The organism is Parafrankia sp. EAN1pec (assembly GCF_000018005.1).
In the GTDB taxonomy this organism is placed as follows: domain Bacteria; phylum Actinomycetota; class Actinomycetes; order Frankiales; family Frankiaceae; genus Parafrankia; species Parafrankia soli.
The window spans coordinates 1,838,426-1,854,123 of the sequence record NC_009921.1; the positions used below are offsets into that span (position 1 = coordinate 1,838,426).

13 protein-coding genes are annotated in these 15,698 nt (G+C 70.3%); 9 read left to right on the forward strand and 4 right to left on the reverse strand.

The genetic code is table 11. From position 1 onward, the window contains the following. The first annotated feature begins 11 nt into the window (after window positions 1-11). The 5 genes from FRANEAN1_RS07475 (at window position 12) to FRANEAN1_RS07495 (ending at window position 3,705) form a co-directional block, all read left to right on the forward strand. Window positions 12-665, forward strand: a complete 654-nt coding sequence (locus tag FRANEAN1_RS07475; RefSeq protein ID WP_041253808.1) for a DUF1361 domain-containing protein — start codon at window positions 12-14, stop codon at window positions 663-665. A 145-nt stretch (window positions 666-810) separates the two neighbouring features. Then, window positions 811-1,812 (forward strand): hypothetical protein, encoded by a 1,002-nt coding sequence (locus FRANEAN1_RS36860; RefSeq protein WP_157473061.1) that lies wholly within the window; start codon window positions 811-813, stop codon window positions 1,810-1,812. A 98-nt stretch (window positions 1,813-1,910) separates the two neighbouring features. Then, a complete protein-coding gene (locus tag FRANEAN1_RS07485; protein WP_041253810.1) occupies window positions 1,911-2,171 on the forward strand; it encodes a toxin-antitoxin system HicB family antitoxin in 261 nt (86 codons plus the stop codon). Next, window positions 2,168-2,479 carry a type II toxin-antitoxin system PemK/MazF family toxin gene (locus FRANEAN1_RS07490; RefSeq protein ID WP_041253811.1) on the forward strand — a complete coding sequence of 104 codons (312 nt, stop codon included), beginning with the start codon at window positions 2,168-2,170 and terminating at the stop codon, window positions 2,477-2,479. The genes FRANEAN1_RS07485 and FRANEAN1_RS07490 overlap by 4 nt, the downstream gene beginning before the upstream one ends. A 692-nt stretch (window positions 2,480-3,171) precedes the next feature. Next, complete coding sequence (locus FRANEAN1_RS07495; protein ID WP_347177022.1) at window positions 3,172-3,705, forward strand: hypothetical protein; 534 nt, start codon at window positions 3,172-3,174, stop codon at window positions 3,703-3,705. Between the two features lie 122 nt (window positions 3,706-3,827). On the opposite strand, the gene FRANEAN1_RS07500 is transcribed toward FRANEAN1_RS07495, so the two are convergent. Continuing rightward, a complete protein-coding gene (locus FRANEAN1_RS07500) occupies window positions 3,828-5,426 on the reverse strand; it encodes an MFS transporter (protein WP_020459155.1) in 1,599 nt (532 codons plus the stop codon). A gap of 155 nt (window positions 5,427-5,581) precedes the next feature. On the opposite strand from FRANEAN1_RS07500, the gene FRANEAN1_RS07505 reads away from it, so the two are divergent. After that, window positions 5,582-6,262 carry a TetR/AcrR family transcriptional regulator gene (locus FRANEAN1_RS07505; RefSeq protein ID WP_049795596.1) on the forward strand — a complete coding sequence of 227 codons (681 nt, stop codon included), beginning with the start codon at window positions 5,582-5,584 and terminating at the stop codon, window positions 6,260-6,262. Window positions 6,263-6,354: 92 nt separating this feature from the next. On the opposite strand, the gene FRANEAN1_RS07510 is transcribed toward FRANEAN1_RS07505, so the two are convergent. Next, on the reverse strand, window positions 6,355-7,410 hold the full coding sequence (locus tag FRANEAN1_RS07510; RefSeq protein WP_157473063.1) for an LLM class flavin-dependent oxidoreductase: 1,056 nt from the start codon (window positions 7,408-7,410) through the stop codon (window positions 6,355-6,357). Window positions 7,411-7,601: 191 nt separating this feature from the next. On the opposite strand from FRANEAN1_RS07510, the gene FRANEAN1_RS07515 reads away from it, so the two are divergent. Further along, window positions 7,602-8,525 (forward strand): class I SAM-dependent methyltransferase, encoded by a 924-nt coding sequence (locus FRANEAN1_RS07515; RefSeq protein ID WP_020459158.1) that lies wholly within the window; start codon window positions 7,602-7,604, stop codon window positions 8,523-8,525. 28 nt (window positions 8,526-8,553) lie between these two features. On the opposite strand, the gene FRANEAN1_RS07520 is transcribed toward FRANEAN1_RS07515, so the two are convergent. Both FRANEAN1_RS07520 and FRANEAN1_RS07525 read right to left on the reverse strand, forming a co-directional pair. Then, window positions 8,554-9,609 (reverse strand): alpha/beta hydrolase-fold protein, encoded by a 1,056-nt coding sequence (locus FRANEAN1_RS07520; RefSeq protein WP_020459159.1) that lies wholly within the window; start codon window positions 9,607-9,609, stop codon window positions 8,554-8,556. 9 nt (window positions 9,610-9,618) lie between these two features. Further along, the gene (locus FRANEAN1_RS07525) at window positions 9,619-11,550 is read right to left on the reverse strand and encodes a phosphatidylglycerol lysyltransferase domain-containing protein (protein WP_347177207.1); all 1,932 of its coding nucleotides are present in this window, start codon (window positions 11,548-11,550) and stop codon (window positions 9,619-9,621) included. Between the two features lie 325 nt (window positions 11,551-11,875). Between FRANEAN1_RS07525 and FRANEAN1_RS07530 the strand changes: the two genes are divergently transcribed. After that, the gene (locus FRANEAN1_RS07530; protein WP_020459161.1) at window positions 11,876-12,778 is read left to right on the forward strand and encodes a hypothetical protein; all 903 of its coding nucleotides are present in this window, start codon (window positions 11,876-11,878) and stop codon (window positions 12,776-12,778) included. 1,482 nt (window positions 12,779-14,260) lie between these two features. Beyond that, window positions 14,261-15,472 (forward strand): RNA-guided endonuclease TnpB family protein, encoded by a 1,212-nt coding sequence (locus tag FRANEAN1_RS07550; RefSeq protein WP_157472440.1) that lies wholly within the window; start codon window positions 14,261-14,263, stop codon window positions 15,470-15,472. Window positions 15,473-15,698 lie beyond the last annotated feature (226 nt).

A 15,698-nucleotide genomic window follows, 5' to 3' on the forward strand; every position in this document is an offset into this window, starting at 1 on the left:
ACAATGCAACCATGGGTGTGCTGGAAGTGGTGGCGCCGAGTCTGGCTGAGGTCGTCCGCGGCAACGCGCGGTGGATGATGTGGAACACCCTGCTGGCCTGGGCTCCGGTCGTCCTGGCCTGCGGCCTGTTTCGGGGTGGCGCCGACCGGCATCCGTCGCGTTCGCCCCTGTGGTGGGCCGGGCTCGTGCTGTTCGCGCTGTTCCTGCCCAACGCCCCGTACGTTGTGACCGACCTCGTCCATCTACGGGACGATGTGTTGGTGGCGGGCGGCGACGGTCCCGTGGTGACCGCGGTGCTGCCTGTCTACGGGGTGTTCATCGGGTCGGGTTTCCTCGCCTATTACCTGTCACTGGCCGGCCTGCGCCGCTATCTCGGCCGCGTAGGCCGGGCGGAGTGGCAAGGCCGGGTCACCGTGGCGGCACACGCCCTGTGCGCTGTCGGGATCTTCCTGGGGCGGTGGGCCCGGCTGAACAGCTGGGAACCGGTCGTCGACCCGCACGGCGCGTTCGAGCGGATCGTCCTCCAGTTGTCCTGGAACTGGGCGCCGATCCTGATCCTGGCCACCTTTCTGGTGGTCTGGATCGGCCATTTCGTGACCAGGGCGGTGGCCGGAGCCGCCTGGGACGCCGCCCTGCGCGGAGCCCGCCTGCTGCGCGCCCTGTGACCTGTCACACGCCCGACGCGCACATCCCGTGACCAATGCTCTTCTTGTGCTGCGCCGTCCGGTGACGGCTTATGATTTCTCGCGGTATCCGACTCCCTGGCCCGAGGAGGAACGATCCGCTGTGTCAGGATCGCGCGAGAACCCGATGGTCAACTTCCGCGCGCACGAGGTGAACACCGGTAGCGCGGCGGGTTCCCGGGCCGACTTCGAGCAGATGATCGCGCAGCTGGTGGACGTTTTTCACCCCGGTGCCCGGCAGGTGAGCGCCAACCCGGGAGACGGCGGCATCGACGTCTTTCATGGCCGGCTTGACGACCGGATCGTCGTCTGGCAGTCGAAGTACTTCATTCCGCAGATCGCACAGGCACACCATGGCCAGATCAGGAAGTCTTTTGCTTCTGCGCAGAAGAACGCCCGCGCGCACGGCTATCGGATCGACGAGTGGATATTGTGCGTCCCCAGCTCGATGGATCATCCCACCACGCTCTGGTGGGACGGCTGGCGACGCGTCCAGCAGGCCGAGACGTCCACGAAGATCGATATCTGGGACGAGACCGGGCTGCGGAGCCTGCTCGCGAAGCCGCCGGCGGCCGCGGTGCTCGCGGCCTACTACCCGCCGCCCGGCGGGCCGCGACCGCCGTCCCCCGGCGCGGAGCTCGGGATCACCGTGCCGCCCGCGGACGCCGGAGCAGGTGCGCTGACGCCTCCCCGTTCGGTCGACCGGCGCCCCCACGCGGGCGAGACGATCAGGATCGCCGGCTGCCAGTGCCTGCTTTACGGCGATCCGCAGGAGTGGCGGGGCGGTGACGCCTGGGTCCTGCGAACGGGCGCGGCTATGGTCATGTCGACGGCGACCCGCCCGGCCATGTTTCGGCAGGTACTGATCCGGCTCGGCTCCTTTCAGGTGAAGGACACCCGCTTCCTGCAGCTGTGGTGCGATGACGAACAGACCCGGGCGAGCCCCGTGCGCCGCCGTGCCCTGGAGATCTCTCGCAGGTACGGGATCAGCCGGGCGGAGCTCGACGACTCGGTGGCCGCCGTGGCGAACCTGCTGGAGGTGCTGGTTCCCACCTTCGACGAACTGCTCGACTTCGCCGCCGTGTCGGGAACGCCCGCGCAGCTGCGGTCACTCGAGGCGCTGCGATAGCGCCACATCTTGCAGAAACATCGGCCGGCCGAGCCCCGGTGTGACGCGCTCCGGGTGGTTATCGGATCTTGCTGTCATCTTTTGCTAGCATCTTGGGCATGTCGCGCACGATCACGCTCCGGCTCTCGGACGAGGCCTACGAGGCGGTCAAGCGGTACGCGGAGGCCGAACACACGTCGATGAACGCCTGGGTGGAGGGCCTGCTCGACGCCGAGGACATGCGCCGGCGCTGCGCCGCGCATGGAGCCTGGATGCGAACCAACCCGGCGGCGGCGAGTGCGGCCCTCGCCTTCGGCGAGGCCAATCAGCGGGCTCTCTCGGCGGCGGGGCTGCCCAACCTCGCGGGTGCCACTGAGTGAGATCGCCGCGCCGCGGTGAGATCTGGACCGTGGCCATCGGTTCGGCGTCGCAGGCAGTGCTGGTCATCAGCTCGACGATCTACAACGAGATCGTTGACGAGCCGACCGTGTTGGTTGCCCTGATCGTGGAGCATGCCGGCGGCGAAGGATTCTGCGTCGATCTTGGTTCCGGGCAATGGGCTGTGATGGGCCTGGTCACCTTCGTGGCCAAGGCCGGCCTGGGAGAGTGCCTGCGCCGGGTCGACACGCAGACGCTCACCGACGTCAACACCATGCTGTTCAAGATTCTGGCCACGCCCGAACGCTGAAGTGACGGTCGCCAGTCCTCTGTCCGTGAGGACGTCACCTTCTCGCGATGCACGTGTGGCGAGACGACGACGCCCGGGCTGGGAATCCAGCTCGGGCATCGTCGATTGTCAGTAGGTGGACACCCTGCGGGGCAGCCTGGCCAGTGGCCCGGTGTTGTGGACCGTTGTCGGCCTCGTCATCACGACTCCGTTCTCTCCACGGTTTCTGCTGGCGTTGGGCCGGTGCGACCGGACCTGAAGCAGCTCCTATCCGGTTTACCGCCGGACTCACCCACGACATCGCATTCGGAAGGACACCGCCGAGAGCGGCCGGATCTCCCCGGGCGTGCTGCGGGTGCGGGCGGAGCACGACGGTCGGATGTCGTCACGCCTGCCGCATGGCCCGCGGCCCTGGCGCGGACGACCCGGCATGCCGTGATCGTGCCGCTCGGCCACGCTCGGCGCAGGGCCTGTTCTGACACCATGAGGGCCGGTGTTCCCGCCGCAGCCTGGCACCCTTCGAGAAGGAGGCGACCGAATGGTCAACCCGTCGCGCCCCGTACGTGTCGTTCAGTGGTGCACTGGTCGTATCGGCCAGATCTCTATTCGTCATTTCGCGGCCAACTCCGCGTTCGAGCTGGTCGGTGTCTACACGACTTCCGCGGCAAAGGACGGTGTGGACGCGGGCGATCTCGCCGGGATCGCCCCGCTCGGTGTCACGGCGACCACGGACAACAGCCTTCGGGTTCGGGCGGGACCCGGACGAGGCCCATCGGACGCACCGGCTCGCCCTGGACGCGTACAGCCAGTCCATCGGCCTGCTGGCTGCAGGCCTTGGCCTTACGGTCGACCGGTACGAGTGTGGCCTCACGGTTGCCGTCAGCGACGAGGATCTCGTCGTCGCCTCGGGGGTCATCCCGACCGGCAAGGTGGCGGGAATGTGTCGGCGCTGGGAAGCGGTCGTCGACGGGCGTTCCGTGATCGTTTTCCAATCGAAGTGGAAGATGGCGGACGATCTCACTCCGGAGATCGTGAACGGCGCGAGTCGGTACATCGTCGAGTTCTTCGGCGAGCCGGCCACCACGTTCACGATCGAAGCGAATCCGTCCGGCGGGTCGGCCCATCCCGGCCAGACCTGGACCGCGATGTCCGTCGTCAACATGATCCACGACGTCGTCGCGGCCCCACCGGGCATTCAGACGCACCTTGACCTTCCGCTGGGAAGATCGCGCGGCCTGTTCCACTGACAGCTGCCCACCCTGGCGACGCGCCCCGTTCCGGGGCCGTCGCCAGGCGACGGGGGCGTGTCCGGCATCCGGTCAGGCTGACCGGACGCTGGACACGGCACACGACGATCAGATCGTGAACATCAGTGCACGACGACGGGGGTTCCGCCGCTGCTGTCGCCGCGCCGGACCAGGAGGGCCAGCCCGGCCGCGACGAGCGTCGCGATGCCGGCGACGACGAGGGAGACGTGCAGGCCGGTGATGAAGGCCGCGTGGCTGCCCGCGGTCACGGCGGCCTGGACGGATTCCGACGCGCCGGTCACCTGGGGGGCCACTCCCTGGCTGATGAGCTGCTCCGAGCCGGTCAGCCGGTTCGCGACCTCGGTGGGGGTGCCGGCGCCGGTCAGCTTGTCGACCATGACCGATGCCACGCGGCTGCTGAGCACCGAGCCCAGGACGGCCGTCCCGACGACCCCGCCGAGCTGCAACGCCGTGGTCTGCAGGCCACCGGCGACCCCGGCGTCGTCGACCGGTGCGTTGCCGACAATCGCCTCCGCGCTGGCCGTGATGACCAGGCCCATCCCGATGCCGAGCATCAGCAGCGACGGCCACAGCGCGTTGAAGCTGGAGCCGGGCTCGAGCCCGGTCAACAGGAGCAGTGCCGTCCCGGACAGCACCAGGCCGATCACCATCGGCGGGCGGGGCCCGAACCGCTCGGTGGCGCTGCCTGCGATCGGTGACATGATCATCATCGCCAGGGTCAGCGGCAGAATGCGGACACCGGTCTCGATCGGCGAGGTGTCCTGGACGTTCTGCAGGAACAGCGTGACGAAGAACAGCACACCGAACAGCGCGAAGAAGTTGATGACGAGAACAGCGCTGCCCACCGAGATCGACCGGTTGCCGAAGAGCCGCATCGGCAGCAGGGGAGCGGCCACCCGGGTCTCGATCACCGTGAACAGCACCAGCACGGCCAGCCCGGCGAAGACGCAGCCGAGCGTCTTCGGGTCTGTCCAGCCCCAGGTCGACGCCTTGATCAGGCCGAACACAAGGCCGACCAGGCCGCCGGACAGGGTGATGATGCCGGGGATGTCGTGGCGCTGCCCGGTGCTCTCGCTGCGGGACTCACGCAGCACCGCCAGGCCCACGGCCAGCGCGATCGCGCCCATCGGCACGTTGATGTAGAAGACCGACTCCCAGCTCACGTGCTCGACCAGCAGGCCGCCGATGATCGGTCCGCCGGCGATCGAGATGGACGACGCGCCGCTCCAGATGCCGATCGCCCGGTTCAGCTCCTTGGGCGGGAACGCGCCGCGCAGGATGGCCAGCGTGTTCGGCATCAGCATGGCTCCGAACACGCCCTGGAGCGCCCGGAGCGCGATGATCCCGACGATGTTGCCGACCAGGCCGATGGCCAGTGAGGTGAGCCCGAACCCGACCACGCCGATCAGAAAGATCAGCTTGCGGCCGTACCGGTCGCCGAGCTTGCCGCCGAACACCAGCAGGGCGGCCAGGGCGAGCAGGTAGGAGTTCGTGATCCACTGCAGGTCGGTCAGTGAGGCGCCGAGATCCTCGGCGATGCGCGGGTTCGCGATCGAGACGACCGTCCCGTCCAGGCCGACCATGATCACGCCGAGGGCGACACTCGTCAGCGTCCACCAGGGATTGCCCCGCCGGCCGCCGGTGCCCTCCGCTGGCGCGGACCGCGTCCGCTGATCGTCGGCGATGACGGGCTGTGACATTGCGGAAATCCTTTCGCCGGACAAGCGGGCGGTCGTGACGATTGGTATAAACGGAGGAGATCTTCCGGATAACCTTAGCAGGTTAAGTGGAGAGATACCTCCGTATATAAAGGTAGGCTCGTCACATGGACAGTGCGCGACGCGGCGGAAACCGTGTGGCGACGGCTGGGCGAGCCGGGAAGGTAGTCCCCGCGCTGCGGGTCGACGCGGAGCGTAACCGTGAACGCATTCTGCGGGCCGCCGAAGAAGTCTTCGCGGAACGCGGTATCGACGTCGGTCTGGAGGAGATCGCCCGCCGGGCCGGGGTCGGGATCGCCACGCTCTACCGCCGCTTCCCGACCCGCGCCGACCTGCTCGAGGCAAGCTTCGAAGGAAAGATCCGCGAGTACCTGGTGGCCGTGGGCCGGGCGCTGGAAAACCCGAGCGCGTGGGCGGGTTTCCGGCAGCTCGTCGAGTACCTGTGCGGCGCTCAGGCGTCCAACGCGGGCCTGCGTGATCTGATCACCCTGCGGTTCCCGTCGTCCAGCGTGGTCGAGGAACTCAAGGCGCAGGCACACGCCGGCCTGGAGGAGCTCATCGCGCGGGCCCAGCGGGAGGGCTCGCTACGGCCCGATTTCGTCGCCGCCGACATCGGCATCCTGCTGCTCGCGAACGCCGGCCTGGTCACCGCGACCCATGACGCGGCGCCCGACGCGTGGCGCCGCTTCACCGCCTACCTGCTCGACGCCTTCCGTGCCGAGGGCACGGCGCGAACCGATCCCGTACCGGTTGCGCCCACCCCGGATCAGATCGAGCGCTCCGTGCAGAGCATGGTCACGACCGTCCGGCGCGGCTAGGAGGCCCGGCCCGGCCCGGAGCCCTGCCCTGCCCGGCGTGGCGCGGGCGCAGGACGGCTCGAGGGCGGCCTGGGCGTGGCGTGGCGCTCGGGTCAGGCCGCCTGGCGCCAGGCCTCGGCCAGCGCGGCGAAGCTGCCCTGGCGGCGGGCCCGGTCCAGGCTCGGCGTGACGATGACGATCTCGTCGACCTGGGCCTGCTGCTTCATCTCCAGCAGCCGCTCGGCCACGGCCTTCGGCTCGCCGGTCACCATCCGGCCGTCGTCGGGGCGCCGGGCGGCCCGGAACCGCTCCGAACGGGCATAGCCGCGGATGTCCTCCGGCCGCAGCGGCTCGCGCACCCCGCGGCTGATGTTCTGGATGGTGAGGGTCCAGGCCGCCTCGAAGTCGAGCGTGGCCTCCTCGTCCTCACTGGCGAAGGCGAGCACGGACATCGCGGAGTACGGCTGCGTGCCCTCGGCCCGCGGGGTGAACTCGCGCCGGTAGGCCCGCAGCGCGTCGAACGCCAGCTCAGGGCTCATGTGGTGGGCGAACACCGCGCTCAGGCCGTTGACGGCGGCGAATCTGGGGCCATACGGGCTCGACCCGAGAACGAACATCTCCGGGCGCTCGTCGATCACCGGCGCTGCCACCAGCTGCGCGTAGGGATGACCGGCCGGGAAACCGTCACCGAGGAACGCGAGGAGCTCGCCGACCTGCCCGGGGAACTCCGCGCCCGCGTCGGCGGACGCCCCGCGGCGCAGCACGTGCGCGGTCAGCGGGTCGGTTCCCGGCGCCCGGCCGAGCGCGAGATCGACCCGCCCCGGGTACATCGCCAGCAGTGTCCGGAACGTCTCGGCGACCTTCATCGGCGCGTGGTTGGGCAGCATGATCCCGGCCGCGCCGACCCTGATCCGGGACGTCTGCGCCCCGACGTGCGCGGTCAGCAGCTCGGGGGAGCTGCACGCCAGGCTGGTCATGTTGTGATGCTCGGAGACCCAGTACCGCCGGTATCCGGCCGTCTCGGCGGTGCGGGCGACGGCCACCGCCCCGGCGATCGCCGCGCTCGGACTCTCACCGTGCTCGATCCCGACGAAGTCCAGCACCGCCAGCGGAAGCGAACCCTCAACGACATCCACCTCAGGGTCAATGTCCCGGCCGTCCACGGGCATTCCCTCGTCAGCCACGAACGCGCCGTCCGCAGGCCCGCCCCGCGACGAATGATCCCGGCCCGGCCCGGCCGAGTTGACAGGGATGTGGGCCTGACGGGTCATGGACGCTGGAGACGGCAGGCGCGGTCGGCGGCGAACTGGCTGGCCGGGCGGCGGGGCAGGCACATGACGAGCCGGGTGGTGGGCGTGGCATGAAGGCGGCCGGGGGTAGCCGGACAGCCGTGCTGGTCTGCCAGGGCCGGGCGGTCGCGGCCGGGCGGATCGCTCCCGGCCGGTTCACCGACCCGGTCGCGGTCTCGCTCCTGCGGGCCGACGAGCAGCGCACGGTCGAGCAGGTGCGGGCTGGCACACCGCCCTCCGGCTGGCTCGAACGTGTCGACTACGAGTCGGTGCGGGCCTGCGCGGAGATCGTCGTCCCGCGCACGATCGCGATCGACGACGCGGTGCGCGAGCGGACCTCCCCGCAGGTCGTACTCCTCGGCGCCGGCCTGGACGACCGGGCGTGGCGCATGCCGGAACTCGCCGACCGCGTTGTCTTCGAGGTCGACCACCCGGACTCCGCGCGCGACAAGCGTCAGCGGCTCGCCGGGCTGCCGGCGCCGACGCGGCCGACGCGGCCCGGGGAGCCCGGGGAGCCCGGGGAGCCCGGGGAGCGCGTGCGGTTCGTCTCCGTCGATCTCACCCGCGACCGGCTCGAAGGCGCCCTGGCCGCCGCCGGCCACCGGGCCGACACGCCCACGACCTGGATCTGGGAGGGTGTCGTCCCGTATCTCACCCGCCCGGAGGCCGCCCGGACCGTGGCCGCCGTCGCGACCCTGTCGGCCCCGGGCAGCCGGCTGATCGTCAACTATCAGGCCCCGCAGGCCGCGATCGCGATCGGGCAGCTGATCGCCCGCTCGATGGACGTCCTGGCCCGCCGCCGCGGGATCTGGGCGAACGAGCCTTGGAGGTCACGCTGGACGGCATCCGCGATGCGGGACCTGCTCGGCCGCAACGGCTTCACCGTGCGCAGCGACGATGACCTGCTCACCATCGCGACCAGGCTGACGACGCCCACGCCGCGTCGCGCCTCGCTGCGCAGCGGTCGGGTCGCCGTCGCCGACCGACCGGCCTGAGCGGACGTCCAGCCGGCGGGGCGGAATGTCAGGGGAACGCCCAGCGCAGGCCGTCGCGCAGTGCGGGCCGCCAGACGCCGAAGTCGTGGCCGCCGGGCCGCGGGCGCAGCACGGTGGTGAATCCGGGCCGTCCGTACAGGGCCAGCGCCATTTTCCTGATGTCGCCGAGCGGCCCGAAGTCCATGAGTCCACAGCTCAGCCAGACCCGGGTCGGTGGATTCGGCGGCAGCGTCGCGGAATAGCTTTCCGGGGTGTTGGCCGCGGTGACGGCGGCGAGGTCCGGACGATTCCCGAAAAGGCCGGTCATTCCGCCGGAATGGGTCGGCCTCGCCAACCCGGAGATGTCCACGATCGTCCCGACGAGATCGCGGTGGCGCAGCCCGAGGTTCAGCGCGCAGAAACCGCCCGCGGATATCCCGGCGAAGACGCGGTCCGCCCGGTCGGGAATGGCGCGCAGGAGATTGTCGACGGTCGGGAGAACATCGTCGACGAGGTAGGTCTCGATCCGTTCCCCGGGACGGTCGACGCACTCACTGTCATCGAGCCAGCCATGACCCAGCGGCGGGGCGACGAGGATCGCGGGCCGGCCCGCGCGTGCCAGGGCCGCGCCGGTCTTCGCCGCCTGCCCCGCCCGGTACCAGTCGAGCGGAATTCCCGGGGAGCCGTGGAAAAGATAGACGACCGGGAATCGGGCGCCCGGGTCGGTGAAATACTGCGGCGGGACGTACACCAGTGCGCTGTGGGTACCGAACCCGCTGTGAACGCCGGCGATCGGCAGGTGGACGACCGCGCCGTCGGGATGCGGCCGCGGCGCCGGGCCGACGACCTCGCGCACCGACGCGGTCGGCCAGGAGGTCAGCCCGAGGACGTCAGCGGCCCGTGGCAGATAGCCGTAGTGGGCGTTGGCGGTGTCCGCCGCCGTCGCCAGCGTGAGCAGCGCGGCCAGGAAGCCCAGCCCGACGGCCATGGCCCGCCGTCGGCGGGTCATCCACACGCAGCCCGCCCAGCAGATCGCCGACAGCGCCCCGAGGACCAACAGGAACCACGTCGCGACGATGACCAGCGAACCCAGTGCCGAACCCACGACCTCACCTCACCCCGGGCGCCTGGCAGGCCGGGAGGGCCGGGGGAGGCGGGAGCACCAGCGTGGCCGGACGAGGAAGGCCTCAGCCCTGAGCATCGCCAGCGTGATCCGGGGCAGCTCCGCGGACGTCGGATAGCAGACGTAGCGGGGCAGCCACACAGGTTGGAACTTCGCGTTGAACCGGTACAGGCTGTCGATCTGGAACCAGCGGGAGAAGAACATCAGCAGGCCGCGCCAGTGACGGATCACCGGCCCGGCGCCGAGGCGCTCACCGCGTTCGAGCGCGGACCGGAAGAACGCGAAGTTGAGGGACAGCCTCTCGACCCCGAGGTCGCCGGCCTGACGCAGGGCACTGACTATCAGGAACTCGTTCAGCCCGTTGTCCGCCGTCCGGTCACGGATCATCGCATCCAGTGAAAGTCCCGTCCGTCCCCACGGCACGAAGTGCAACAGCGCGCGCAGCCGCGGCTCGGCGCTGTCCGGGCCCGCGCTGTCCGGGTTCGGGCCGTCCGGGTCCGCGCCGTCCGGGTCCGTGGAGAAAGCCATCACGGCGACGCAGTCGCCGTCCGACGCACCGCCGATCCGGCCGAGCGCCATGGAGAATCCCCGCTCGGTCTCGGTGCCCCGCCAGGCCGCGGCCTGTGCCTTGAGACGGTCGACATCCTGCGGCGTCAGGTCGCGAACTCGTCGGATGTCCACCGTGTAGCCGGCGCGTTCGACTCGGGCGACGGCCTGCCGGACGTTACGCATCGTCCGGCCCTCCAGGGTGAAACCGGCCGTCTCGACGACGGCCTCGTCGCCGAACTCGAGAACGGACAGGCCGGCCCTGGTCCAGGCGGTTCCGCCCGCCTCCGAGCAGCCGATCACCGCGGGCGTCCAGGCGTGGTCGGCCGCCTCGCGCAGGAACTCCCTGATGGCGCCTGGCCACGCCTCCCGGTCACCCAGCGGATCGCCGCTGGCGAGCATCACCCCGGAGACCACGCGGTAGGCCACACAGGACTTCCCGGTCGGCGACCAGATCACCGACTTGTCGGATCTCAGCGCGAAATACCCGAGCGAATCGGCGCAGCCGTGACCGGCCAGCAGGTCCCGCACCCGGGCCTCGTCCGCGTCGGTCAGTCTCGGCCGTGGCTCGGGCGGGCGAAGCGCCAGATAGGCGGTGGACCCGATGGTCAGTACACCCATCGTCAGCAGCATCCGGTTGGCCAGGTCGGCGAAGCGGGCGGAGCTGAACCCCAGCGGGCCCGGAATGCCGACCAGCCCCAGGACAATCTGCTCCAGCTCCGCGGACAGTGGATGGGGGCCGGCGATCCGACTGCCGCGCAGGTTCAGCAGCAGCAGGCCGACCCCGATCGAGACGACCGTGAGCAGGAGCCCCACGCCGGCCGCCCGCCAGCGCGTCGTCGGATCGCCCTTGGCCTGGAACTGCCTGTGGGCCAGCAGCAGGGCGACGCACAGCGCGGCCGACCCGGCAGCCTCCTCGTAGTCCAGCCCCCGGGCGAGGTGCAGGATCACGCTCGAGCCGAGGAGTATCACGACGGCTCGCCACGCTCGCCGTTTGCGCCGCCGGAGCCCGGCCGAGAGCAGCACCAGCAGCATTCCGACCACGACGGTGAACGCGGCGGCCTGCCGGGAGGCGGCGGCGGGCAGCAGCTCCCGCAGCGCCTCCAGCCGCGAGTGCCACCCCGGCGTCAACACGGCCGCGATGTCCACGAGGCCGAGCAGCAGTGTCACCAGCGCGGCGACCCGTGGCCCGCTGGCACGCCATGGGCCTTCGGTACGCCGCGGGCTGTCGGCACGCCGCGGCCCGCGGGTGATCCGTGGGCCGTCGGCCGGCCGAGTGCTGTCGGCGGCCCGCGGTCTGTCGGCGCGCCGGTCATCCCGCCGACCACTACCGCGGGCGCCCGGGCCGTCTGGCTCCCGGCGGTCCGACGTCGTCAACGGGCCCGGCAGTGGGCCCGATCTGCTCGCGATGGCCACGACCTCCCTCATCCCCGGTGGGTAGTCGTCCCCTTCCGTGGTGCTGTTCCCGCGGTCGGGTCGGACGGCACCACGCCCGCCCTCGGACCTCGTCGGGCGGATCGGCAGCAGGCGGCCTGCTGCCGGCGGATCAGTACTGTACGTCCGCGCCGGTGAAGGACCGGGTGCACCCGCCCGGTTCTCCTGTTCGGGCCGGCGGCGCAGGCCGGATCGATGGGCTCACACCGTTTTCACACGGTCGTGGTGGTGTCGTGAACGAGCCGCTGCCGCTGACAGAAGGACGTCGATGCCTCCCTCGTCCCACAGCTGGATCCGCGCCCGCGAGCCCCTCGCCGCGAAGGTTCCCGAGATCACCGCGATGTTCTGGGTCGTGAAGATCCTCACCACCGGGATGGGCGAGGCAGCCGCGGACTTTCTCGCGCACATCAGTCTCGTCCTGGCGGCCGGCATCGGTGTCGTGGGATTCGTCGCCGGCCTGGCGCTGCAGTTCCGGGCATCGCGGTACACCGCCCCGGTGTACTGGTTCGCGGTGATGATGGTGGCGGTCTTCGGCACGATGGCCGCCGACGGGCCGCCTGTCGGTCACCTCGGCTCGATGCTCTTCTACATCGCCGTCCTGGCCGGGGTCCTCTACTACTGGTACCGCAGTGAGGGCACGCTGTCGATTCACAGCATCGTGACCCGCCGCCGGGAGACGCTCTACTGGCTGACCGTGGTGACGACGTTCGCGCTCGGCACCGCCGCCGGTGACGTGACCGCGGACACCCTGCATCTCGGTTACCTCGGGTCCGGCCTGCTGTTCGCGGTGGCCATCCTGGTGCCGTTGATCGGATGGCGATTCGGCCTGAACGAGGTCGTGGCCTTCTGGCTCGCCTACATTCTCACCCGGCCCCTCGGCGCGTCCTTCGCGGACTGGCTCGGAAAGCCGAGCTCGAAGTCCGGGGTCGGTCTCGGTGACGGTGTCGTCGCCGCTGCCGCAACGGTGCTGATCGTGGCGCTCGTCGTCTACCTCGCGGTCACCCGCGGCGACATCCAGCGACCCGCCACCCCGGAACCCCACCGCCCGGAACACGGCGTCCCCGCCCACGACTTCCCGGCATTCGGCGGTCCGTCATTTGCCGACCCGTCGGCCACCGTGCCGCTGGCGACCGTGCCGCGGTCACGTCCAGGACCGGTCCCGTCCGAGTAGACCGTCTGCGCACCGTTCGTCCCGGCTCGGACCGGCATCCGACCGATGCCGGGCGGCTGGTGTTCCGGGCAGGGCCGGGCGTGAATGCCGGCCCACACACTGTCCCGAGCCCTCGTGATGGCGACGTACAACTGCCGCCGCTCCAGCTGGACGCGTTCACCGAACGCGTCGGCCGACTCGGACGGCTGCTGCGGCCGCGGGAAGAGATTACGGTCGGGAATGCAGACGTGGGCGAAATCGAGGCTTTTGGCGCGGAAGTACGTCCCGACCTTGACCGCCTCGCAGGTGGACCCGTCGTACTGCATGAGGGAGACCGCGGGAATTCCCCGTTCGGCGAGCACCCGCAGCCATCGCCGCTCCGATTCGTTCGTCGGCACAAGCACCGCCATGTCGCCGTAACGCACGTTCCGGCGCTGCCGGAGCTCGACGAGATGGTCGCAGAGCGCGGTGTCCTGTGCCGCCTCGCCGGACACGGTGACCTCGTGGATCTCGCCGCCGGGGCGCTCGACGTCGACCTCGCGGTGCCCCTGCTCCCGAACGCCGTCGAGATCCTCGAAGCTGTCGTCGGCGAGCACCGCCTGGGCGTAGCGCAGAATCCGCTCGCGGTCGAGGACGCCGCGCTCCACCCGGAGCTGCTCGTACCGCTCGTGGAGCTCCCACACCGCGCGGCGGTGGGTCGGCTGTAAAGGGGTGCTGCGCCCGACCCGGGCCAGCTTCGCGTACTGCGCGAAGTCGGTCAGGCCGTGCTCGCGCAGGCAGCGGGCGGCGACGGCGTGCACGGTGGCGAACTCGACCCGGTCGACCTGGTCGGGGGCCATCCGGGCGAGCAGCGCGCGGTAGACCGGGCCGAGGGTCCGCACCAGCGTGGTGAACAGCACCCGTTCCCCGCGCGCGGCCAGGTACTTGGCGCGGTGCAGTGCGACGACCGTCTTGCCGGTGTCGGCCGCGCCGCGCACGCGGGCCGGCCCCGACCACTGCCGTCCGGCCAGCCGGACCTGCTTCGGGTGCAGCCAGGTCATCCAGGATTCGATGGGCTCGCGGTCCGCGGCGTCGAGGAGCTCGCGCCAGAGGTCCTTGTGGCTCAGGAGCGTGCCCTGGCCCGCCACCTCGTCCCCCGAGGGCCTGGACGGTGCCGGCGGGTCCGTGGCGCCGGGCATCGGCGGGCAGCCGTCCGCGAGGCGGGTGAGCAGCTGTTCGACCAGGTCCGGTGCCAAACGCGCGCCGCGGCGAGCCAGGTCACCAGAGGTCCCGGAGGATGCCCCGGTCTTCAGGCTGGGGAGGAGTCCGGTCCCCTGCGGAGCGGGGCAGGGGCAGGCGATCCGCCGTCAGGCGGACCGCTGTCGGACAGTGCAATGCAACAGGTGGATGATCTCGCTGTTTAGTGAGTAGATGTCTTCTTTCATTATTTCGGCGAGACGGACGTACGGGTCGTCCGAGAGTGGGATGTTCGGATTCTTCGTCGTTGCGCGGTGATGTTAGGATGTGGCCGTGTCGAGGTTTCGGTTGTATCCCGATGCGGTGCAGGAACAGGCCCTGTTGGTGCACTGTGGGCATGCTCGGTTCGTGTGGAATCTCGCGGTCGAGCAGCAGTCGTGGTATCGGCCATGGCGGGGGCGGGCGCCGGGCTATGCGGAGCAGAACCGGCAGTTGACCGAGGCCCGGTCGGCCAGTCCGTGGCTGGCGGCGGGCAGTGTCGTCGTGCAGCAGCAGGCTTTGCGTGACTTCGCGACGGCGATGGGGAACTTCTTCCGTGGTTCGCATCGCAGACCCACTTTCCGGAGGCGTGGCCATCACGAGGGGTTCCGGATTGTGGCGGTGAAACCGGGCGACGTGCGGCGGGTGAATCGCCGGTGGGCGCGGGTGCGTGTCCCGAAGGTGGGCTGGGTGAGGTTCCGCTGGTCCCGTGCTGTGCCGGGCGCGCGGTCGTATCGGGTGACGCGGGATCGTGCGGGCCGCTGGCATGTGGCGTTCGCCGTGACCCCCGCTCCGATCCCCGCGCCGGGCACCCATGCGGTCGTCGGGGTGGACCGTGGGGTGGTTGTGTCGGCGGCGCTGTCGACCGGGGAACTGCTGTCCTGTCCCGGTCTGAGAGCTGGGGAGCGGGCGCGGCTGGTCCGGTTGCAACGCCGGTTGTCCAGGGCCAGGTGTGGGTCCCAGCGGCGCCAGCGCCTCAAGGTGCGGATCGCACGATCGCGGGCCCGGGAGGTTGACCGGCGCAAGGACTGGGTCGAGAAGACCAGCACCGACCTCGCCCGCCGGTTCGACGTGATCCGCGTCGAGGACCTGAAGATCAGGCGGATGACCCGCTCGGCTCGGGGCACCGTCGAGGCGCCGGGAAGCAATGTCCGGCAGAAAGCCGGATTGAACCGGGGCATCCTCGCCCAGGGCTGGGGTCTGCTCGTCCGCCGGTTGGAGGAGAAGGCCCCCGGCCGGGTCGAGAAGGTCCCCGCCGCGTACACGAGTCAGCGTTGTTCGGCCTGCGGGCAGGTGGCGTCCGGGAACCGTGAGAGCCAAGCGGTCTTCTGGTGCGTGGTCTGCGGGCACACGGCCAACGCCGACGTCAACGCGGCGGTGAACATCGCGGTTGGGTACATCGCGGCTGGACGGGCCGTGACCGCGCGGGGAGGCGCGGCATTGGCCGGGCCCGTGAACCGCGAACCTCAACACTGCGCACCTCTTCTGGTGGGTGTGTAGGAGTTGGAATCCCCCGCATTCGCGCGGGGAGGACGTCAATCAGGGTCAGTAAGTGGGCACTGCTAATCCTTATCCGTTTGCCTTCGTTTGTCGATGATGGCGGCTTTCAAGGTCCGGGAAGGCCTGGATGTGGCCGCAGGCCTCGCTGTGCCTTCGAACGCCGGTTCGAATGTGGGTGCGGGGCCGCGAGGACGGAACGGAACTGTCGGACCCCGTAGGCAGAATC

What these genes read in the sequence shown, in the direction of transcription:
- FRANEAN1_RS07530 (WP_020459161.1), top strand. Translation starts at nt 11,876, where the DNA reads ATGCCTCCCTCGTCCCACAGCTGGATCCGCGCCCGCGAGCCCCTCGCC.
- FRANEAN1_RS07475 (WP_041253808.1), top strand. Translation starts at nt 12, where the DNA reads ATGGGTGTGCTGGAAGTGGTGGCGCCGAGTCTGGCTGAGGTCGTCCGC.
- FRANEAN1_RS07485 (WP_041253810.1), top strand. Translation starts at nt 1,911, where the DNA reads ATGTCGCGCACGATCACGCTCCGGCTCTCGGACGAGGCCTACGAGGCG.
- FRANEAN1_RS36860 (WP_157473061.1), top strand. Translation starts at nt 811, where the DNA reads ATGGTCAACTTCCGCGCGCACGAGGTGAACACCGGTAGCGCGGCGGGT.
- FRANEAN1_RS07515 (WP_020459158.1), top strand. Translation starts at nt 7,602, where the DNA reads ATGAAGGCGGCCGGGGGTAGCCGGACAGCCGTGCTGGTCTGCCAGGGC.
- FRANEAN1_RS07510 (WP_157473063.1), bottom strand. Translation starts at nt 7,410, where the DNA reads ATGCCCGTGGACGGCCGGGACATTGACCCTGAGGTGGATGTCGTTGAG.
- FRANEAN1_RS07500 (WP_020459155.1), bottom strand. Translation starts at nt 5,426, where the DNA reads ATGTCACAGCCCGTCATCGCCGACGATCAGCGGACGCGGTCCGCGCCA.